This is a genomic window from Xanthomonas sp. BRIP62409 (assembly GCF_003992965.1).
Classification (GTDB): domain Bacteria; phylum Pseudomonadota; class Gammaproteobacteria; order Xanthomonadales; family Xanthomonadaceae; genus Xanthomonas; species Xanthomonas euroxanthea.
Map to the genome: position 1 here is coordinate 158580 of NZ_QEZJ01000030.1, position 21187 is coordinate 179766.

Annotated in this window: 14 protein-coding genes; all 14 read left to right on the forward strand. The window is 68.2% G+C overall.

All coding sequences use genetic code 11. The features are described from left to right. The first annotated feature begins 130 nt into the window (after nt 1-130). Complete coding sequence (locus EO170_RS18390; RefSeq protein ID WP_126947192.1) at nt 131-6691, forward strand: ESPR-type extended signal peptide-containing protein; 6561 nt, start codon at nt 131-133, stop codon at nt 6689-6691. 223 nt (nt 6692-6914) lie between these two features. Further along, a complete protein-coding gene (locus tag EO170_RS18395) occupies nt 6915-8798 on the forward strand; it encodes a diffusible signal factor-reguated S8 family serine peptidase (RefSeq protein ID WP_104585978.1) in 1884 nt (627 codons plus the stop codon). 129 nt (nt 8799-8927) lie between these two features. After that, nucleotides 8928-10655: a type II secretion system ATPase GspE gene (gene gspE, locus EO170_RS18400; RefSeq protein ID WP_164741093.1), complete on the forward strand. Its 1728-nt coding sequence runs from the start codon at nt 8928-8930 to the stop codon at nt 10653-10655. Nucleotides 10656-10830: 175 nt separating this feature from the next. Next, nucleotides 10831-12048 (forward strand): type II secretion system F family protein, encoded by a 1218-nt coding sequence (locus tag EO170_RS18405; RefSeq protein WP_104585582.1) that lies wholly within the window; start codon nt 10831-10833, stop codon nt 12046-12048. Nucleotides 12049-12171: 123 nt separating this feature from the next. Then, nucleotides 12172-12603: a type II secretion system major pseudopilin GspG gene (gene gspG / locus EO170_RS18410; protein WP_024939118.1), complete on the forward strand. Its 432-nt coding sequence runs from the start codon at nt 12172-12174 to the stop codon at nt 12601-12603. Between the two features lie 10 nt (nt 12604-12613). After that, on the forward strand, nt 12614-13123 hold the full coding sequence (locus EO170_RS18415) for a GspH/FimT family pseudopilin (RefSeq protein ID WP_119131815.1): 510 nt from the start codon (nt 12614-12616) through the stop codon (nt 13121-13123). Next, a complete protein-coding gene (locus EO170_RS18420; protein ID WP_126947195.1) occupies nt 13120-13536 on the forward strand; it encodes a prepilin-type N-terminal cleavage/methylation domain-containing protein in 417 nt (138 codons plus the stop codon). Before EO170_RS18415 ends, EO170_RS18420 begins: the two co-directional genes overlap by 4 nt. Beyond that, on the forward strand, nt 13533-14168 hold the full coding sequence (locus tag EO170_RS18425) for a type II secretion system protein J (protein ID WP_104585580.1): 636 nt from the start codon (nt 13533-13535) through the stop codon (nt 14166-14168). Before EO170_RS18420 ends, EO170_RS18425 begins: the two co-directional genes overlap by 4 nt. Continuing rightward, nucleotides 14165-15016 (forward strand): type II secretion system protein GspK, encoded by an 852-nt coding sequence (locus EO170_RS18430; protein WP_104649414.1) that lies wholly within the window; start codon nt 14165-14167, stop codon nt 15014-15016. Before EO170_RS18425 ends, EO170_RS18430 begins: the two co-directional genes overlap by 4 nt. Then, complete coding sequence (locus EO170_RS18435) at nt 15013-16134, forward strand: PilN domain-containing protein (protein ID WP_115677920.1); 1122 nt, start codon at nt 15013-15015, stop codon at nt 16132-16134. The genes EO170_RS18430 and EO170_RS18435 overlap by 4 nt, the downstream gene beginning before the upstream one ends. After that, nucleotides 16118-16771: a type II secretion system protein GspM gene (gene gspM / locus EO170_RS18440; protein ID WP_104585577.1), complete on the forward strand. Its 654-nt coding sequence runs from the start codon at nt 16118-16120 to the stop codon at nt 16769-16771. The genes EO170_RS18435 and gspM overlap by 17 nt, the downstream gene beginning before the upstream one ends. After that, a complete protein-coding gene (gene xpsN, locus EO170_RS18445) occupies nt 16761-17552 on the forward strand; it encodes a type II secretion system protein XpsN (protein WP_126947198.1) in 792 nt (263 codons plus the stop codon). Before gspM ends, xpsN begins: the two co-directional genes overlap by 11 nt. Then, the gene (gspD, locus tag EO170_RS18450; RefSeq protein ID WP_126947201.1) at nt 17549-19849 is read left to right on the forward strand and encodes a type II secretion system secretin GspD; all 2301 of its coding nucleotides are present in this window, start codon (nt 17549-17551) and stop codon (nt 19847-19849) included. Before xpsN ends, gspD begins: the two co-directional genes overlap by 4 nt. Then, nucleotides 19846-20685 carry a glycosyltransferase gene (locus tag EO170_RS18455; protein ID WP_126947204.1) on the forward strand — a complete coding sequence of 280 codons (840 nt, stop codon included), beginning with the start codon at nt 19846-19848 and terminating at the stop codon, nt 20683-20685. The genes gspD and EO170_RS18455 overlap by 4 nt, the downstream gene beginning before the upstream one ends. Nucleotides 20686-21187: the final 502 nt, after the last annotated feature.

Genomic DNA, 21187 nt, shown 5'->3' on the forward strand with positions numbered 1-21187 from the left:
GGTGCCGCTTTCCGCGCACCGCCAGTTGGCCCATGGCGCCAATCACCACGGGGATCGCAGTGGCTGACGGCCTCGCGACGGTGGGTGTTTGTCAAAAAAACCAGTCCCAACATTCAGGAGCAGGGCGTCGATGAATCGGATTTATCGCAAGGTCTGGAACAAATCGTTAGGCGTGTGGGCCGTGGCATCGGAGTTGGCCAGCGGCGACAGCCCGGGCGCAGTGAGCACCGCCGCATTCATCGACCGCCGCCAGAGCCGTTGCCTGGTTGCCGCGATCGCCCTGGCGCTGGGTAGCGCCGGCATCGCCATCCCCCTTTCCGCAGTGGCGCAATCGGTCGAAGTCGGTCGCGGTGCGTCGGCACCTGCCGCCAACGCCACCGCCATCGGCGCCGGGAGTCGCGCCAGCGCGACCGGCGCGCTCGCCACCGGTGCCGACAGCAGCGCCAGCGGCGTCAACAGCAGCGCGATCGGCCGCCAGACCAATGCGATCGGCGAGAACGCGGTGGCCATCGGCTACAACAGCTTCGTGCGCCAGAGCGGCGAAAACGGCGTGGCGCTGGGCGCCAACGCCGGCGTGACCGGTGCCAACTCGGTGGCGCTGGGCGCAGGCTCGCGCACCCACGAGGACGATGTGGTGTCGGTCGGCAGCGGCAATGGCCGCGGTGGCCCGGCCACGCGCCGCATCACCAACGTCAGCGCCGGCGTCAACGCCACCGACGCGGTCAACGTGGCGCAGTTGCGCGACGTGGCCGACGTGGCCGAAGACACCGCCACGTTCTTCAAGGCGACCCCGGGCGAAGACAGCGTCGGCGCCTATGTCGATGGCGACAGCGCGCTGGCTGCCGGCGATGCCGCCAATGCCACGGGCACGGCGACCACTGCGCTGGGAACCGGTGCCAATGCGGTGGCCGACAATGCCACCGCGGTCGGTGCCAATGCGCTCGCCTCCGGGCAGAACAGCGCGGCATTCGGCCATAACGCGCAGGCCAACGGCCCCGGCAGCGTGGCTGTCGGCGGCGCTGCGGTGGACGAAGACGGCGAGCCGTTGGTCACCAACGGCGGCGTGCCGGTCACCACCGGTGCCACCAGTGCCGGCGTCGGCGGAACCGCGGTCGGCGCCAGCGCCAATGCCGATGGCTTCGCGGCCTCGTCGTTCGGCGTCGGCGCGTATGCGGCCGGTGCGCAGTCGTCCGCGTTCGGTGCGGTTGCCAATGCGGCAGGCGATTACGCCACCGCCGTGGGCACGCAGACCAGCGCCAGCGGCACCAGCAGCACCGCAGTCGGTGGTCCGGTCGATTACGTCCCGGGTCTGGGTTTCTTCGTGCAGACCCAGGCCAGCGGCGAAGCGTCCACTGCGCTCGGCGCCGGGGCGATCGCATCGGGCACCTACACCACCGCCGTTGGCGTGCTCAGTGAAGCCTCCGGCACCGAAGCCACCGCGGTGGGTTACTTCGCCTATGCACCCGGCGAAGGTGCCACGGCAGTCGGCCCGGAATCCTGGGCCAGCGGCGAGCTGAGCACGGCGCTGGGTTACTACAGCACCGCACGCGGCGCCAACTCGGTTGCGTTGGGCGCCAATTCGATTGCCACGCGCGCCAACACCGTGTCCGTTGGCGCGGCCGGCGATGAGCGCCAGATCACCAATGTCGCCGCCGGTACCGAAGGCAGCGATGCGGTCAATCTCGACCAGCTCACCGCCGTGTCCGACGTTGCTTCCACCACCGCGCGCACGTTCGTGGCCACCGGCGATGGCACCGCGATTGCTGAAGGCATCGACAGTGTTGCGGCCGGTTCCAACGCATCGGCAACGGGTGACTACAGCGCTGCATTCGGTTCGACCAGCCAGGCATCCGCGCAGGGCAGCACCGCGCTCGGCAGCGGCGCCATCGCGACCGGCGAGAATGCAAGCGCGCTCGGTTTCAACAGCAATGCAGTCGCCGACAACGCCACTGCGCTTGGTGCCACCAGCAGCGCGTCGGGCGAGTCCAGCACCGCAGTGGGCGGCGCAAGCCAGGCCACCGCCAGCGGCGCGACCGCACTGGGTTACGAGAGCATTGCCAACGCCGCCGACTCCACTGCGCTGGGGGCGGGCAGTGTGGCCTTCGGCGACACCAGTACGGCCGTGGGCGGTGCAAGCGTCGCGTTCGGCGATGACAGCGCCGCTTTCGGCGCCAATGCCGCCGCCGGCGGTAGCGCATCCACTGCGATCGGCGCAAACAGCAGTGCCTTCGGCGAGCGCACCGTTGCGCTGGGTGGCGCCAGTAACGCGTCGGGCGACGACAGCATTGCGCTCGGTGCGAGCAGCCAGGCCTCCGCGCTGGGCACGACGGCGGTCGGCAGCAATGCCAATGCCAGCATCGCCAATGCCACGGCGGTGGGCTTCAATAGCAGCGCCGGTGACGACTACGCCACCGCGCTCGGCGGCGACAGCAATGCATCGGGATATTTCAGCACCGCCGTCGGCGGCAACAGCATCTCCAACGGACGCTACTCAACAGCGATCGGCTATGAAAGCATCGCCAACGGCGGCTCGGCCACTGCGCTGGGCCGGGCCAGCGTCGCCTGGGGCGATGGCAGCACCGCGATCGGCATCGAAAGTTCGGCCTATGGCTACGACAGCACCGCAGTGGGCCCCAATGCCTTCGCCGCCGACACCGCCTCGGTGGCGATGGGTGCATTCGCCAACGGATGGGGCGCGCGTGCCATTGCACTTGGCAGCGAATCTGCCGCGGTAGGCGATGAAAGCGCTGCGCTGGGCTGGGAAGCGCAGGCCGATGGCGCGCAGAGCGTGGCCATCGGTAGCAACGCGCTTGCGTCCGCGCAAAACAGCGTAGCGCTGGGCGCCGGCGCAGTTGCCGATCGCGCCAACACGGTGTCGGTGGGCAGCCTCGGTGGCGAGCGCCAGGTCACCAATGTCGCCGCCGGTACCGAAGGCACCGACGCGGTGAACCTGGACCAGCTCAACGCGGTCGGCGAGACCGCCGAAGCCACTGCGCGCCTGTTTACCGGTACCGGCACCGGCACCGCCGATGCGCAGGGCGAGGAGGCCATCGCGGCCGGGTCCAACGCCACCGCCGATGGCGATTACAGCAGCGCCTTCGGCTCCAGCAGCCAGGCCACCGCGATCGGCGCGGTCGCCATCGGCAGCGGTGCCAGCGCCACCGCGCAGTACGCCAATGCGGCCGGCTACAACGCCGCCGCCAGCGGCTACGGCAGTGTGGCCAGCGGCGCCTTCAGCCAGGCCAGCGGTGATTATGCCGTGGCCGTAGGTGGCGAAAGCGAAGCCGCCGGCGCGCAGAGCACCGCGCTGGGTGCGGCGGCAGGCGCCTATGGCGACGGGTCGCTGGCGGCCGGCACGCTGAGCGTGGCCGATGGCAGCGAAACCACCGCAGTGGGCTATTTCGCCAGCGCCAGTGGCGATTCGGCCACCGCGGTCGGCGCAGAAAGCGTGGCCGATGGCACCAGCGCGGCGGCGTTCGGCTTCGGCGCCGAGGCCACCTCCAACTACTCCACCGCCCTGGGCGGCTATTCCAGCGCGACCGGGTTCAACAGCACCGCGCTGGGCAATTTCAGCACCGCCAGCGGCTCAAGTACCGTAGCCGTGGGTGGCGATGCCACCGCAACCGGCGACTACAGCGTTGCGGCCGGCCAGGGCAGCGTGGCCAGCGGCTACAACAGCGTGTCGGTCGGTGGTGCCTTGCTCGGCCTGCTGCCGACCGAAGCCTCCGGCGACTTCTCCACCGCGCTCGGCGGCGCTGCATGGGCGCCTGGCCTCAACAGCACCGCACTCGGCAATTTCGCCGAATCCACCGGCGAAAGCAGCGTGGCGCTGGGCGCCGATTCGGTGGCCGATCGCGATTTTGCGGTCTCGGTGGGCAGCGCCGGTAACGAGCGTCAGATCACCAACGTGGCCGCCGGTACGCAGGGCACCGATGCGGTGAATCTGGACCAGCTCAACGCCGTGGCCGAAACCGCGCAATCCACCAGCAAGTACTTCCAGGCCAGCGGCAGCGCCGACAGCGATGCCGGCGCCTATGTGGATGGCGACAACGCGCTGGCTGCAGGCGAGGGCGCCAATGCCACCGGCACCGGCACCACGGCGTTGGGCGCAGGCGCGCAGGCGGTCGTCGATAACGCAACGGCGGTCGGCGTGAGCGCACTGGCCAGCGGCATCGGCGCGGCGGCGATGGGCAACAATGCCCAGGCCACCGGCGAAAACAGCAGCGCGGTCGGCAGCAATGCCCTGGCCAGCGATGTCGGCGCCACCGCAAACGGTGCCGGCGCGCAAGCGGTTTCGACCTATACCACCGCGCTCGGCAGCGAGGCAGTGGCATCGGACAACCAGGCCACGGCGGCCGGGTTCCGCAGCACCGCCTCCAATGTCGGCAGCGCCGCCTTCGGTGGCTACAGCGAATCCAGCGGCCGGCTGTCGTCGGCGCTGGGTTACGGCGCGGTGGCCTCGAGCGACTACAGCACCGCGGTCGGTGCCGCATCGCTGGCCTCCGGTGCAAGCGCGGTCGCCGTGGGCGAGTTCAGCGAAGCCACCGGCGACGAAAGCGTGGCGGTGGGCGGCAGCACGTTCTTCGGCTTCATCCCGGCGCGTGCCACCGGCACCGGCGCTGCCGCATTCGGTGCAGGTGCCTGGGCCACGGCCGACTACACCACCGCGATCGGCTGGAATTCCTATGCCGACGGCGTCAATGCCACCGCGCTGGGTCAGAGCGCTGCGGCACTTGCCGACAATACGCTGGCCCTGGGTGGCGGCAGCCGCGCCGATGCGGTCGGTGCCAGCGTGGTTGGCGTGGATGCATCGGCGACCGGCATCAACAGCACCGGCGTCGGCCGACAGGTCAACGTGATTGGCGAGAACGCGGTGTCGGTGGGCTACAACTCGTTCGTGCGCCAGAGCGCGGTCAACGGTGTGGCCCTGGGTGCCAATGCCGGTGCGACCGGTGCCGATTCGGTGGCGCTGGGCTCGGGCTCGCGCAGCGACGAAGCCGGCACGGTGTCGATCGGCAGCGGCAATGGCCGCGGCGGTCCGGCCACCCGTCGTATCGTCAATGTCAGCGACGGCCAGGCGGCGACCGATGCGGTCAACAAGGGCCAGCTGGATGCGCTGGCGGCCGATGTGCAGACCACCACCGGCATGGTGCAGACCACCGGCGAAGGGGTGGCCACCGCGACCGGTGATCGCGCCACCGCCGCAGGTGCCGGCGCAACCGCCAGCGGCGCACGCAGCGTGGCGATCGCCTCCGGCAGCCGCGCTTCGGCCACCGGCGCCAGCGCCATGGGCGTGGACAGCAGCGCCAGCGGCGTGAACAGCACTGCGATGGGCCGGCAGACCAATTCCATCGGCGAAAACGGCGTGGCACTGGGCTACAACTCCTTCGTGCGCCAGAGCGGTGCCAATGCGGTGGCGCTGGGTGCCAATGCCGGTGCCAGCGGTGCGGACTCGGTGGCGCTGGGCTCGGGCTCGCGCACCTATGACGCCAACGTGGTGTCGGTCGGTAGCGGCGATGGCCGCGGCGGCCCGGCCACCCGTCGCATCGTCAATGTCGGCAGCGGCGCGATTGCCAGTGCCAGCACCGATGCGGTCAACGGCGGCCAGTTGTTCCAGTCGTTGAGCAACGCTGCCAGCTTCCTCGGCGGTGGTGCGGCGATCGGTGCGCAAGGCGTGTTCGTCGCGCCGACCTACGTGATCCAGGGTGCCAGCTACAACAACGTCGGTGCGGCATTGACCGCGTTGGACAGCAAGGTCACCGAGCTGGACGCACGTGGCGGTACTGCAACGGCCAGCACTGCGGCACGCACGCTGTCGCTGCGCACCGCAGCGGTGCCGGCTGTTGCCACCAGTGCGGTGACTGCATCGAGCAACGCTGTCACCGATACCGGCGCCAGCGTGCAGGGCACGCCGACCGCAGCGGTAGTCGGCAGCATCACCCCGGCCGCAACGTCCACCGCCGTCGGCACGGCAGCAGTGGCCAACCACGTGACCGGCACGGCGATCGGCGGCAGCGCGTATGCGCATGGCCCCAACGACACCGCGATCGGCAGCAATGCACGCGTCAATGCCGACGGCAGCACCGCGGTCGGCGCCAATACGCAGATCGCTGCGGTGGCGACCAATGCGGTGGCCATGGGCGAAGGCGCGCAGGTCAGCGCGGCCTCCGGTACGGCGATCGGCCAGGGTGCACGGGCAAGCGCACAAGGTGCGGTCGCGCTGGGTCAGGGGTCGGTTGCAGATCGCGCCAACACGGTGTCGGTGGGCAGCGTCGGCGGCGAGCGTCAGGTGGCCAACGTGGCCGCCGGCACACGTGCCACCGATGCGGTCAACAAGGGACAGCTGGACAACGGCGTTGCCGCGGCCAACAGCTATACCGACAGCCGCTACAACGCGATGGCCGACAGCTTCGAAACCTACCAGGGCGACATCGAGGACCGTCTGCGTCGGCAGAACCGTCGCCTGGATCGGCAGGGTGCGATGAGCTCGGCGATGTTGAACATGGCCGCCAGCGTCGGTGGCATCGCCACGCAGAACCGCGTCGGTGCCGGCGTCGGTTTCCAGAACGGCGAATCGGCGTTGTCGGTGGGCTACCAGCGTGCGATCAGCCCGCGCGCCACGCTGACGGTGGGCGGCGCGCTCAGTGGTGACGACAGTTCGATCGGTGTGGGCGCCGGCTTCGGCTGGTAACCCGCTGGGTGCATGACACGCGGCGGCGCCGGTGTGCGCCGCCGCGCCAGAGCAAGGCCCGAGGGGGCGGGCAAGGACCGTGGCTGGGCCGGCCAACGGATTCGATGGAGTGATGGCCTTACCAGGAGTGGCTGATCAAACGCAGCGAGCTGCACCGCAGTTGCGCAGCAGTTTCGAAAGCCGCTCCCAGCTGATCGACGAAAAACACGAAGAGGACTTCACCGTGATCGACAAGAATTTCCGTCTCTCCCCGCTGACCGGCGCCATCTTGATGATGGCGCTCGGTGCATCGGGCACGCTCGCTGCTGCCCCGCAACTGCTGGTCAAGGAACCGACCCAGGCAGCATCGGCCGGCGCTGCGTTCAGTAGCCGCCTGATCGTGCGCTACAAGGACAACACCGCCGCCGCGACCGATCGCGCCAGCAAGCTGAGCGCGGTGCAGGCCGCCGTCGGCCGTGTCGGTGCGAGCACCGGCGCACGCAGCAGCGCAGCCGCCGCCAAGGCGACGTATGTGCGCAAGCTCGGCATCGGCTCGGACCTGATCAAGCTGTCCAGCACGCTGACCACCGCACAGGTGGACAAGGTCGTGGTCGAGCTCAAGAACGACCCGTCCGTGGCCGACGTGCAGATCGACCGCATGCTGCGCCCGGTCGAGATCAAGAAGAGCCTCGCCGCCACCGACGTGAGCCCGCAGCTGGTGCCCAATGACCCGCTGTACGCGCAGTACCAGTGGCATCTGAGCAACCCCAACGGCGGCATCAATGCGCCGGCCGCATGGGATCTGTCGCAGGGCGCCGGCGTGGTGGTGGCAGTGCTGGATACCGGCATCCTGCCGGGCCATCCGGATTTTGCCGGCAACCTGCTGCAGGGTTACGACTTCATTACCGATGCCGAAGTCTCGCGTCGTCCCACCGATGCCCGCGTACCGGGCGCGCTGGATTACGGCGACTGGGAAGAGGCCGACAACGTCTGCTATGACGGCTCGGTGGCACAGGAAAGCTCCTGGCACGGCACCCATGTTTCGGGCACCGTGGCCGAGGCGACCAATAACGGCGTCGGCATGGCCGGCGTGGCACCGAAGGCGACCATCCTGCCAGTGCGCGTGCTCGGCCGTTGCGGTGGCTACACCTCCGACATCGCCGATGCGATCGTCTGGGCCTCCGGCGGTACGGTTGCTGGCGTGCCCGCCAACACCAACCCGGCCGAGGTCATCAACATGAGCCTGGGCGGCGGCGAGCCGTGCGATTCGGCCACCCAGCTGGCAATCAACGGCGCCGTCTCGCGCGGCACCACCGTGGTGGTGGCGGCCGGCAACAGCGGCGAAGACGCGGCCAACCATTCGCCGGCCAGCTGCAACAACACCATCACCGTGGGTGCCACGCGCATCACCGGCGGCATCACCTACTACTCCAACTACGGCAGCAAGGTGGACCTGTCCGGTCCGGGCGGCGGTGGCAGCGTGGACGGCAATCCGGGCGGCTACATCTGGCAGGCCGGTTATACCGGTGCGACCACGCCGACCTCGGGCACCTATACCTATATGGGACTAGGTGGCACCTCGATGGCATCGCCGCACGTGGCCGGTGTCGTCGCCCTGGTGCAGAGCGCGGCGATCGGCCTGGGCGATGGCCCGCTGACTCCGGCCGCAGTGGAAGCCCTGCTCAAGCAGACCAGCCGCCGCTTCCCGGTGACGCCGCCGGCCAGCACCCCGATCGGCAGCGGCATCGTCGATGCCAAGGCCGCGCTGGAAGCGGTGCTGGTGGAGCCCTGCGATCCGGCCACCGAAAGCTGCGCGCCGACCGCCATTGCCTTGACCAACAAGGCCCCGCTGACCGGCCTGAGTGGTACCGCGGGCAGCGCCACGCTGTACAGCTTCGAAGCCAAGGCCGGGGCCGTACTCAGCTTCATGACCTACGGTGGCACCGGCGATGTGTCGGTGTACGTCAGCCATGAAGCCGAACCCAGCGCGACCAGTTACGACGCCAAGTCGACCCGCCCGGGCAATAGCGAAACCGTGCGGTTCACTGCTCCCAAGGCAGGCACCTACTACATCAAGCTGGTGGGCGCGGGCGACTACGCGAAGCTGACGCTCGTTGCACGACAGTAAGTAGATAGATAGTGTGACCGATGCCCCCGGCCAATCACCGGGGGCATCGTTTTTCAGGGCGATTCAGATGCGTGCGGTTGATCGTCGCGGCAAACTGCTACAGTCGGCGCCGGACCAGTGGAGACGAGTGTGAACGCGGTTGCCGTCGATCCAATTGAGCATCGCAGTGCGGAGACGCGCATCGTCGAGGCGCTGCTCGAACGCCGTCGCCTGAAAGACACCGATCTGCTGCGCGCGCGCCAGTTGCAGACCGAATCCGGCATGGGCCTGCTGGCCTTGCTCGGCCGTCTGGGCCTGGTGTCCGAACGCGATCATGCCGAGACCTGCGCCGATGTGCTGGGTCTGCCGCTGGTGGATGCCCGCCAGCTCGGCGATACCCCGCCGGAGATGCTGCCGGAAGTGCAGGGGCTGTCGCTGCGCTTCCTCAAGCAATTCCATCTGTGCCCGGTCGGCGAACGCGATGGCCGGCTGGAGCTGTGGATCGCCGATCCCTACGACGATTACGCGATCGACGCGGTGCGGCTTGCCACCGGCTGTGCGCTGTTCCTGCAGGTTGGCCTGCGCTCGGAAATCGACGATCTGATCGAGCGCTGGTACGGCCAGGGCCGCAGCGCGATGGGCACCATCGTGGAAACCGCCGATGGCGATGCCAACAGTAGCGACGATATCGAAGCGCTGCGCGACCTGGCGTCCGAGGCGCCGGTGATTCGCCTGGTGAACCTGGTGATCCAGCACGCGGTGGAGCTGCGCGCCTCGGACATCCATATCGAACCGTTCGAAAGCCGGCTCAAGGTGCGTTACCGCGTGGACGGTGTGCTGGTGGAAGGCGAAAGCCCGCCGGCCAAGCTCACCGCCGCGGTCATCAGCCGCATCAAGATCATGGCCAAGCTCAACATCGCCGAACGCCGGCTGCCGCAGGACGGCCGCATCATGCTGCGCGTGCAGGGCAAGGAGCTGGACCTGCGTGTCAGCACCGTGCCCACCGCGCACGGCGAGAGCGTGGTGATGCGTCTGCTCGATCGCGAGACGGTGGTGTTCGACTTCTACAAGCTCGGCTTCACCGAAGAGTTTCTGCCGCAGTTCCGCAAGGTGCTGGAGCAACCGCACGGCATCATGCTGGTGACCGGCCCGACCGGCTCGGGCAAGACCACCACGCTGTACACCGCATTGAGCCAGCTCAATACCTCCGACGTGAAGATCATCACCGTCGAAGACCCGGTGGAATACCAGATCGAAGGCATCAACCAGATCCAGGCCAAACCGCAGATCGGGCTGGATTTCGCCAACGCGCTGCGCAGCATCGTGCGCCAGGATCCGGACATCATCATGATCGGTGAAATGCGCGATCTGGAAACCGCACGCATCGCGATCCAGTCCGCGCTCACCGGCCATCTGGTGCTGTCCACGCTGCACACCAACAATGCGGCCGGCGGCATCACCCGCCTGCTCGACATGGGCGTGGAGGATTATCTGCTCACCTCCACCATCAACGGCATCCTGGCGCAGCGCCTGGTGCGCAAGCTCGACCTGGCCAACGCCGAGCGCTATCCGGCATCGCCGGAAGAAATCGAACGCTTCAACCTGCGCCGGTTGCAGCCGGACGGGGAGATCTACCTGTATCGCCCGCGCGCCTCTGCCGCCGCGCCGACCGGTTACCTCGGCCGCACCACCATCGTCGAATTCCTGGTCATGAACGACGAGTTGCGGCGTGCGGTGATGCGTCGCGCCGGCATGGGCGAGATCGAGCAACTGGCCCGCAAGGCCGGCATGCGCACCATGTACGAAGACGGCCTGTCCAAGGCCTTGCGCGGCGAAACCACCATCGAAGAAGTGCTGCGCGTGACGGAGGATGCGTGAGAGTCAACGGAGCCACAACGAGCATCGGATGCTCAGGATCGGAAGATAAGCAGGGCAAGGTCCCGGCAACGCGTCGCGCACGCGCACAGCTGCGCCCGGTGGCGCGAACGCAGCGCAGGATCCTGCGTTTCCCGATTCCCGATTCCCAATTCCCGAATCCCGGCCTTCCAGCCTGATGCCCCTGTACCGCTACAAGGCGCTCGACGCCCACGGCGAAATGCTCGATGGCCAGATGGAAGCGGCCAGCGACGCCGACGTGGCCCTGCGCCTGCAGGAGCAGGGCCACCTGCCGGTGGAAACACGCCTGGCCACCGGCGAAAACGACTCGCCGTCGCTGCGCATGCTGTTGCGCAAGAAGCCGTTCGACAACGCCGCGCTGGTGCAGTTCACCCAGCAGTTGTCCACGCTGATCGGTGCCGGCCAGCCGCTGGATCGCGCGTTGTCGATCCTGATGGATCTGCCCGAAGACGACAAAAGCCGGCGCGTGATCGGCGATGTGCGCGACACCGTGCGTGGCGGCGCGCCGCTGTCCTCGGCGCTGGAACGCCAGCACGGGCTGTTTTCCAAGCTCTACATCAACATGGTGCGCGCCGGCGAAGCCGGCGGCAGCATGCAGGACACGCTGCAACGCCTGGCCGACTACCTGGAGCGCAGCCGCGCGCTGCGCGGCAAGGTGATCAACGCGTTGATCTATCCGGCGATCCTGCTGGCGGTGGTCGGCTGCGCGCTGCTGTTCCTGCTCGGCTATGTGGTGCCGCAGTTCGCGCAGATGTACGAAAGCCTGGATGTGGCCTTGCCGTGGTTCACCCAGGCGGTGTTGAGCGTGGGCCTGCTGGTGCGCGACTGGTGGGTGGTGTTGATCGTGGTGCCGGGCGTACTGGGGCTGTGGCTGGATCGCAAACGCCGCAATGCCGCCTTCCGTGCCGCGCTGGACGAATGGTTGCTGCGGCAGAAAGTGGTCGGCAGCCTGATCGCGCGCCTGGAAACCGCACGGCTGACGCGTACCCTGGGCACCTTGTTGCGCAACGGCGTGCCGCTGCTGGCGGCGATCGGCATTGCGCGCAACGTGATGTCCAACCTGGCATTGGTCGAGGATGTCGATGCCGCCGCCGACGACGTCAAGAACGGCCATGGCCTGGCGATGGCGCTGGCACGCGGTAAGCGCTTCCCGCGGCTGGCCCTGCAGATGATCCAGGTCGGCGAAGAATCGGGCGCGCTGGATACGATGCTGCTCAAGACCGCCGACACCTTCGAGCTGGAAACCGCGCAGGCCATCGACCGCGCGCTGGCCGCGCTGGTGCCGCTGATCACGCTGGTGCTGGCCTCGGTGGTGGGGCTTGTCATCATCTCGGTGCTGGTACCGCTGTATGACCTGACCAATGCCATCGGATAACGTGGCGGTGGATTCACAACAACGTTCCGGTGACCGCGCGACACCCATGCGGGAACCATTGCAATGGCCGCTGTGTCATCTTCTGGCGGCAGCATCTTTCATCGACGTGCAAGGAAATCGTTCATGATCAAGCGCTCCATCACCCGTAGCCCATCGCGTGCAGGCCAGGCCGGCATGAGCCTGCTGGAAATCATCATCGTCATCGTCCTGATCGGCGCGGTGCTGACCCTGGTCGGCAGCCGTGTGCTCGGTGGTGCCGATCGCGGCAAGGCCAATCTGGCCAAGTCGCAGATCCAGACCCTGGCCGGCAAGATCGAGAATTTCCAGCTGGACACCGGCAAGTTGCCGAGCAAGCTCGATGACCTGGTGACCCAGCCCGGCGGCAGCAGCGGCTGGCTCGGCCCGTACGCCAAGCCGGCCGAACTCAACGACCCGTGGGGCCACACCATCGAATACCGCGCGCCCGGCGATGGCCAGCCGTTCGATCTGATCAGCCTGGGCAAGGACGGCCGCCCCGGTGGCAGCAGTTACGACGCGGACATCAAGTACCAATAAGCCGTTCGCCATGCGCGTTGCGTGTCAGCCGTTGCGTCATCCGCATGGAGTGGTCGGCCCTGGTCGCACACGCACGCGTGGCAGTTCGTTGCTGGAGATGCTGCTGGTCATCGCCCTGATCGCGATGGCCGGCGTGCTGGCCGCCGCAGCGCTCAACGGCGGGATCGACGGCATGCGCCTGCGCACCGCCGGCAAGGCGATCGCCTCGCAGCTGCGCTATACGCGCACGCAGGCGATCGCCACCGGCACGCCGCAGCGCTTTCTGATCGACCCGCAGCAGCGCCGCTGGGAAGCACCCGGCGGCCATCACGGCGATCTGCCGGCGTCGCTGGAGGTGCGTTTCACCGGCGCGCGCCAGGTGCAGTCGCGGCAGGATCAGGGCGCCATCCAGTTCTTCCCCGATGGCGCCTCCACCGGCGGGCGCATCGATCTGCGCGTCAAGGACGCCACCTGGCGCGTGGACGTGGGCTGGATCACCGGCGAAGTGCGTTCCGGGCAGTTGCGGACGCCGGCGCCATGAAGCGCCAGCGCGGTTACACGCTGATCGAGGTGATCGTCGCCTTTGCGTTGCTGGCGCTGGCATTGAGCCTGTTGCTGGGATCGCTGTCCGGTGCCGCGCGTCAGGTGCGCGCGGCCGACGAGAGCACGCGCGCCACCTTGCATGCGCAATCGTTGCTGGCGGCCCAGGGCATGGACAAACCGCTGGTGCCCGAGCAGCAGCAAGGCACGTTCGAGGACGGGCATTTCCGCTGGTCGATGGATGTGCGCCCGTACGACGAGCCGCGGCGCAATCCGCAGGCGCCGGTGTCCCCCGGCGCACACACGCTGCTGCAGCTGACCCTGGTGGTGCGCTGGGGCGAGCAACCCAACCAGGTGTTGCAGTGGCGCACCTTGCGGCTGGTCGCGGCGGCGCAACCGGCCAGCGCGCCATGAGTCGGCCGCGTAGTGCCGGGTTCACCTTGATCGAAGTGTTGCTGGCGACGATGTTGCTGGTGGGCGGGCTGGCATTGGCGTTTGCCACCTTGCGCTCGGCCAGCGCGGTGAGCCAGCGCGGCGAGGCGATTGCCCAGCGCAGCGAGCGCGTGCGTGCGGTGGAGGAATTCCTGCGCCGGCGGCTGGCGGCGGCACTGCCGATCGCGATGGGTATCGACCCGCAGAGTCAGCAGCCGATGCTGTTCATCGGCGAGGCGCAGCGCATGCGGTTTGCCGCCGATGTGCCGGATTACCTGGGCCGCGGCGGGCCGTACCTGCATGATCTGTCGGTGGCCGGCGATGGCGAGCAGCGCACGCTGCGGATCGCATTGACCATGCTGCAATCGGGCAAGCCGATTGAGGAGGGCACCACGCTGCCGCCGGAAACACTTGCCGACGACGTGCAGCAGGTGAGCTTCCGGTATCGCGGCATGGATCCGCAGAGCGGACGCCTCAGCGCGTGGTTGCCGCAGTGGGAATGGCACGACCGTCTGCCGTTGCTGGTGCGCATCGAGATCCGTAGTGGCGGTGCCGCCTGGCCGCCGCTGGTGGTGGCTCTGCCGCAATCCAGCAACCCGGGAGCGGGGCAATGAGCGCGATGCGCGGTGCCGCGCTGGTGTTGGTGCTATGGCTGATTGCGCTGCTCACCGCGATGATCGGCGCATTCGCGCTGACCGCGCGGGTGGAAGCGCTGCAGGGCAGCATGCTGCGCAACGGCGCGCAGGCGCAGGAATACGCGCGCTCCGGACTGGAATACGCATTGTCCCGCCTGCAGAGCACCGACACCCAGGCACGCTGGCTTGCAGACGGCCGGCGCTATCGTTGGCAGATGGACGATGCCACGGTGGAGATCCGCATCACCGACGAAAGCGGCAAGGTGGACTTGAACATGGCCGAGCCCGCGCTGCTGGCCGGCCTGGTGCGCGCGGTCGGTGCCGAACAGGGCCGCGATACGCGCATTGCCGGCGCCATCGTCGACTGGCGCGACGGCGACTCGCTGAGCCAGCCCGGCGGTGGCGCAGAAGATCGCGATTACGCCGATGCCGGGTTGCCGTACGGTGCCAAGGATGGCCCGTTCGAAACGCTGGGCGAGTTGCGCCTGGTGCTGGGCATGGATGGCGAGCTGTATCGCAAGCTGTTGCCCAACCTCACCCTGTACAGCGGCCGCTCGCGTCCCGAGGCGCGCTTTGCGCCCGGGCCGGTGCTGACCGCGATGGGCCTGGATGCGCGGCAACTGCTGGCCCAGCGTGACGCGCCGCCGGGTTTGCCGGGCAGCGAGGCGACGGTCGGTGGGTCGGACACTTATAGTATCGAGAGCCGGGCGCGACTGAGTCAGGGACGCGAGGCCGTGTTGCGGGCAGTCGTCTCCACCAGTGCGTCCGCATTACCTGGGTCGGCGTATACCGTGTTGCGTTGGGAAGAGGGAGCAGCAGTGCAATGACCGCATGGCGGGATACCTTGGGTCGTATCGGCGTACGCGCCATGCCGGGCGCCGGAGGCTTCTGGCGTTGGTGGCAGCAATCGCTGCTGGCCTGGCTGCCGCAGCGCTGGCAATGGCAGTTGGGCCTGTCGCCGTCGCGGCTGTTGTTGCAGCCCGATGGGCAGGCGTTGCAGTTGCTGCGTCAGCGCGATCACAGCAGCGAGGCCATCGCCAGCCTGCCATGGCCGGTGCAGCCGCAGGAGGTCAATGCCTTGCTGCCCACCGCGCTGGAGGGCCTGCCGCGGCATTGGCTGCTGCCGGCCGCGCATGCCTTGCGTCGCCCGTTGCGCCTGCCTGCTGCGGCAGCCGCGCGCCTGCAGGACGTGGCGCGCTTCGAGATCGACCGGCAAACCCCGTTCACCGCCGACCAGGTGTACTTCGATGCGCGCGTGCTGGACGTACGCGAAGACGGCCAGCTCGATGCCGAACTGGTGGTGGTGCCGCGACGCATGATCGATGGCCCCGACGGCGTGCCCGACGCATGGACCAGCGCCTTGTCCGGCATCGATGTTGCCGACGCGCAGGGCCTGCCATTGGGTGTGAACCTGCTGCCACCGGCGCGCCGGCTGCGGCGCAGCGACCCGATGCAGCGCTGGAATCTGTTGCTCGCGGCCGCCGCACTGGTGTTGCTGGCTGTGGCCGGCTGGCTGCTGCTGGACAACCGCCGCCAGGCCGCCGACGACCTGCGTGCCAAGGTGCAGGCCAACGCCGCGCGTGCGCGCCAGGTTGCCGCCGAACGCCAGCAATTGCTGGATCTGGTCGAAGGTGCAAACTTCTTCCAGCAGCAGCGCGCCACCCGCCCGACCTCGGTGGAAATCTGGGACGAGCTGAGCCGGCGCCTGCCCGGTGGGACCTATCTGGAAAAATTCTCGGTCGAAGGCGGGCAATTGCAGTTGATCGGTCTGAGCAACGAAGCCTCTTCGCTGGTGCGGCGTCTGGAAGGCTCGCCGCTGTGGCGCACGCCCTCGCTGACCGGCGTGCTGCAGAGCGATGCCGGTCGCAACGTCGACCGCTTCACCATCACCGCCGAACTGGCCGGCCCCGATGCCAAGGAGGCGGCCGATGCCACGCAACGTTAAGCGCGATCGCTGGATCGCTTTGGGCCTGCTGCTGCTGGTGATCGGCGTGGCCTATCTGGTGCTGGTGCACCCCTGGTTCACCCAGCCGATGATCGCCGTGCAGGACGAGCTGCAGGCGCTGCGCGAACGCGAGCTGCGCGTGCGCGTGCAGCTGCAGCAGGCGCCGGAAGTCAGCAAGCGGCTGCGCCAGGCGCGCCAGACCCTGGAGAGCCGTCCGGGCTTCCTGCCGGAAACCTCGGCCGAACTGGCCTCGGCCGGCCTGGTGCAGCGGCTGGAACGCGCCGTGGTGGAAGCCAGCCCCGGCAACCGCAGCTGTGCGATCAGCAACCGCTCGCCGCTGCAGCCGGAAAGCAAGGACCGCTTCACCCGCGTTGCGGTGCAGGTGCGCCTGCGCTGTGGCACGCCGGAGCTGGCCTCGGTGCTGTACAGCCTGGAAAACGGTACCCCGCGCCTGTTCGTGGACAATCTCAACGTGATGGCGCAGCGCTATCAACTCTCGCCCAACGAAAGCGGCAACGGCCTGGATATCGCCTTCGAACTGGCCGGCTATCTGCGCCCGGGCGCCAGCGCCGCGCCGTTGAACACCGACGCGGCGCCCGCCGCCCCCGACGCTGCGGAGGCCGGCAATGCGCCTTGACATGATCGGCCTGCGCACCTGGCTGCTGGCCACCGTGGTCGGCTGGGCGCTGCTGGTATGCGTGCTGGCCGTGGCCGGGCTGGGCAAGCGCGTGGAGTTGCTGCCGGACGACCCGGCCCTGGTGCAGCGCCTGCCCACGCTGCCGGCACCGGCCCCGGAACGGCTGGGCGCATTCGAAAAGTACTCGGAGATCGCCGCGCATCCGGCCTTCGCCGAAGACCGCCTGCCGCATCCGTTCTTCCTGTCCGGCAACGACGGCAGCGGTGCTGCCTCGACAGTGCGCCTGACCGGCGTGCTGCTGACGGACAACTTCAAGATGGCCACGCTGACGCTGGACCCGCAGGATTCGGTGCGTGTGCAACTGGGCGGCGAGGCGGTCAAGGGCTGGCGCCTGCTCGCCCTGCAGCCGCGCAGCGCAACCATCGAAGGCCCCGGCGGCACCCAGACACTGGAGTTGCATGTGTTCAACGGCCTGGGCGGGCAGCCACCCACCGCCAATGCGGGCGCGCGCGCCGCTGCCGGCGCCATCCCGCCGTTACCCTCGCCCGATGCCGCCGCCGTTGCGCCGACGCAACCGCCGCAGACCCAGCCCGCCGCGCAGCCACAGCAGCCCGGCGGGCAGACACCGCCGACGGTGCCGCCGCAGCGCAGCGATGGCGCCCAGGAAGCCCCACGCCCCTCCGACGATCAGATGCGCGCCATCCGCGAACGTATCGAAGCCCGACGCCGCCAGCTGCAACAGCAGCGCCAGAGCGGCTCTACCCCCGGTCAGACCCAATGAGTGAACGCATGACGCAGCGCCTGTTTCCCGTGTCCCTGCTGATCGGCCTGCTGGCCGGTTGCGCCTCCACGCCGCCGCCGGAGGTGCGCCGCGACGCGCGCCTGGACCCGCAAGTCGGCGCTGCCGGCGCCACCCAGACCAGCGCCGAGCAACGCGCCGAGGGCAATGCCAGCGCCAAGCCCACCCCGGTGATCCGGCGTGGCAGCGGCACCATGATCAACCAGAGCGCCGCCGCCGCGCCGTCGCCCTCGCTGGGCATGGCCAGCAGCGGCAGCGCCACCTTCAATTTCGAAGGCGAATCGGTGCAGGCGGTGGTCAAGGCGATCCTGGGCGACATGCTCGGGCAGAACTACGTCATCGCCCCCGGCGTGCAGGGCACCGTGACCCTGGCCACGCCCAATCCGGTCTCGCCGGCGCAGGCCTTGAACCTGCTGGAAATGGTGCTGGGCTGGAACAACGCGCGCATGGTGTTCAGCGGGGGCCGTTACAACATCGTGCCGGCCGACCAGGCGCTGGCCGGCACCGTCGCGCCCAGCACCGCATCGCCGTCCGCTGCGCGCGGTTTCGAAGTGCGCGTGGTGCCGTTGAAATTCATCTCCGCCAGCGAAATGAAGAAGGTGCTGGAGCCGTACGCGCGCCCGAACGCCATCGTCGGTACCGACCCCTCGCGCAACGTGATCACGCTGGGCGGCACCCGCGCCGAGCTGGAAAACTATCTGCGCACCGTGCAGATCTTCGACGTGGACTGGCTGTCGGGCATGTCGGTGGGCGTGTTTCCGATCCAGTCCGGCAAGGCCGAAAAGGTCTCGGCCGATCTGGAAAAGGTCTTCGGCGAACAGAGCAAGACGCCCAGTGCCGGCATGTTCCGCTTCATGCCGCTGGAGAACGCCAACGCGGTGCTGGTGATCACCCCGCAGCCGCGCTACCTGGACCAGATCCAGCAGTGGCTGGACCGCATCGACAGCGCCGGTGGCGGCGTGCGGCTGTTCTCGTATGAGTTGAAATACATCAAGGCCAAGGACCTGGCCGACCGCCTGTCGGAAGTGTTCGGCGGCCGCGGCAACAACGGCGACTCCAATGCTTCGCTGGCGCCGGGCGCGGAGACCAGCGTGCTGGGTGGGCAGCTGGGCAATCGCGACAGCAGCATGGGCGGCAGCTCCGGCATGACCGGCGGCAGCGTCGGCGAGAGTAGCGATGGCAGCTCCTCCGGCAGCAGCTTCGGTGGCAGCAGCGGCAGTGGCAGCAGCAGCGGTGGGCTGGGCAACGGCAGCCTGCAGCTGTCGCCGCGCAGCAACGGCAATGGCGCGGTGACGCTGGAGGTGGAAGGCGACAAGGTCGGCGTGTCGGCGGTGGCCGAAACCAATACCTTGCTGGTGCGTTCCACCCCGCAGGCGTGGTCCTCCATCCGCGACGTCATTGAAAAGCTCGACGTGATGCCGATGCAGGTGCATATCGAGGCGCAGGTGGCTGAGGTGAATTTGACGGGCCAGCTGAGCTACGGTGTGAACTGGTATTTCGAGAATGCAGTGACCCGGCCGTTCGATGCCAATGGAAATGGTGGGCCTGCATTGCCGCCGGCCGCCGGCCGAAATATCTGGGGCGATATCGCCGGAAGTATCACCAACAACGGTGTGGGCTGGACGTTCTTGGGCAAGAATGCAGCCGCGGTCATCAGTGCGCTCGATCAGGTCACCAATATTCGCTTGCTGCAGACGCCATCGGTCTTTGTGCGAAACAACGCCGAAGCCACGCTCAATGTGGGTTCGCGCATTCCGATCAATTCCACATCGATCAACACCGGGCTGGGCAGCGACAGCAGCTTCTCGTCGGTGCAATACATCGATACCGGTGTGATCCTGAAAGTGCGTCCGCGCGTCACCAAGGACGGCATGGTGTTCCTGGATATCGTGCAGGAAATCAGTACGCCTGGTGCGCGTCCTGCTGCGTGTACGGCCGCGACCACCACAACCGTCAATAGCGCCGCCTGCAATGTCGACATCAACACGCGCCGTGTCAAAACCGAAGCCGCGGTGCAGAGTGGCGACACCATGATGTTGGCCGGGCTGATCGACGACAGCACTAGCGATGGAAGTTCCGGGGTGCCGTTCCTCAGCAAGTTGCCGGTTGTCGGTGCGTTGTTCGGTCAGAAGACCAGAGATACGACTCGTCGCGAAGTCATCGTGCTGATCACCCCGTCGATCGTGCGCAACCCGCAGGAAGCGCGCAATCTCACCGACGAATACGGCCAGAAGTTCAAGGCCATGGAGCCGCTGAAGCCCAGCCAGAAGCCGCAATGAGTGCGGCACTGCCCGTCGTGCTGGTGCCGGTCGGCACCGACGACGAGGCCCTGGATGCGTGCCTGGGCGCACTGGATGCCGCCACGCCCGCCGGCACGCGGGTGTGGCTGGCCGACGACGCCCAGGCCGGCCCGCGCGGCCGTGCGGTGATCGCGCACTGGCTGGCGCGCACGCGGCTGCAGGCGCATCACACACGGCGCCAGCGCATGCTCGGCGAGGTGGCCCATCTGGACGAAATGCTCAGCGCCTGCGGCGATGCCGACGTGGTGGTGCTGGGCGTGGACGCCTGCCCGCTGCCGGGTTGGTTGAATCAGCTCGATGCCTGTTTTGCGCGCGATGCGGCGATTGCCACCGCCACCCCGTGGAGCAATGTGGGCGAAGCCTGTGCCTGGCCACGCCTGGGCGAACTCAACCCGATGCCCGAGGCGCGGGAGCGGCTCGCCGCTGCGTGTGCGGCGATGCCGCCGCTGCATCCGGAACTGCCATCGGCGATCGGCCACGCGGTGCTGCTGCGCGGCAGCGCACGGCGCAAGGCCGGCGGCCTGGATGCCAGCAGCTACGGCTCCTGGTATGCGGCACTGGTGGACCTGAGCCTGCGCATGGCGGGGCTGGGATGGCGCAACGTGCTGTGCGACACCGCCTTTGTCGCCTCGCCACACGAAGGCCGCCCGGCCGATGGCGACATGGATGCACTGGCCACGCGCTGGCCGGCCTGGCACGCCCGCCTGGCCAACTTCCTGATGCACGACCCGCTGCGTGCGCAGCGCGATCAACTCGCGCAGCTGCTCGCCGACCTGCCGCCGCCGGATCCACAACGCAGGCTATTTGACGCGTAGAACAGCTGCCAAAGCGGCATGCTCACCGTCAGGCGGGCGCAGCCGGTGTTCGGTGGACTTGTGCAGTGCAGTTCTTGAGCGCTGTCCTATGCAGCCTGACGACTGCTTGCCGTGCGGTGAGTGCAGTGGCTTGTCGGCCGTATGCTGGTAGATGCTATCGGGAGTCCAGGTCAAACGCCGAGGGGGGTCGAGGGCGCGGTGCCCTCACCGCTCGCGGGACACGCCGTGAACCCGTCCCTGGGGGCTCGGTGGCGGCATCCATGCCGCCACACGGTCCCGCAATCGGCGAGGACACCGCACCGGAGAGTGAGTCGGTTGCTTTGTTGAAAACATGCACACCGACCATCTCGACTGGTCCTTGCCCGCCCACCGTCGCGGGACCTTACGCGGCATGGATGCCGCGTAAGAGCCTCCATGGACGGATTCACGGCGTGTCCCGCGATGGTGGGCGGGCAAGGGCCCTGCAGCCAGGCCGCAGTGCAATGACTGACGTGACGTCGTC

Coding starts and splice junctions, on each gene's coding strand:
- EO170_RS18405 (WP_104585582.1), top strand. CDS start 10,831: ATGCCCCTGTACCGCTACAAGGCGCTCGACGCCCACGGCGAAATGCTC.
- EO170_RS18425 (WP_104585580.1), top strand. CDS start 13,533: ATGAGTCGGCCGCGTAGTGCCGGGTTCACCTTGATCGAAGTGTTGCTG.
- EO170_RS18415 (WP_119131815.1), top strand. CDS start 12,614: ATGCGCGTTGCGTGTCAGCCGTTGCGTCATCCGCATGGAGTGGTCGGC.
- gspM (WP_104585577.1), top strand. CDS start 16,118: ATGCCACGCAACGTTAAGCGCGATCGCTGGATCGCTTTGGGCCTGCTG.
- EO170_RS18390 (WP_126947192.1), top strand. CDS start 131: ATGAATCGGATTTATCGCAAGGTCTGGAACAAATCGTTAGGCGTGTGG.
- EO170_RS18455 (WP_126947204.1), top strand. CDS start 19,846: ATGAGTGCGGCACTGCCCGTCGTGCTGGTGCCGGTCGGCACCGACGAC.
- EO170_RS18420 (WP_126947195.1), top strand. CDS start 13,120: ATGAAGCGCCAGCGCGGTTACACGCTGATCGAGGTGATCGTCGCCTTT.
- xpsN (WP_126947198.1), top strand. CDS start 16,761: ATGCGCCTTGACATGATCGGCCTGCGCACCTGGCTGCTGGCCACCGTG.
- gspD (WP_126947201.1), top strand. CDS start 17,549: ATGAGTGAACGCATGACGCAGCGCCTGTTTCCCGTGTCCCTGCTGATC.
- EO170_RS18430 (WP_104649414.1), top strand. CDS start 14,165: ATGAGCGCGATGCGCGGTGCCGCGCTGGTGTTGGTGCTATGGCTGATT.
- gspG (WP_024939118.1), top strand. CDS start 12,172: ATGATCAAGCGCTCCATCACCCGTAGCCCATCGCGTGCAGGCCAGGCC.
- EO170_RS18435 (WP_115677920.1), top strand. CDS start 15,013: ATGACCGCATGGCGGGATACCTTGGGTCGTATCGGCGTACGCGCCATG.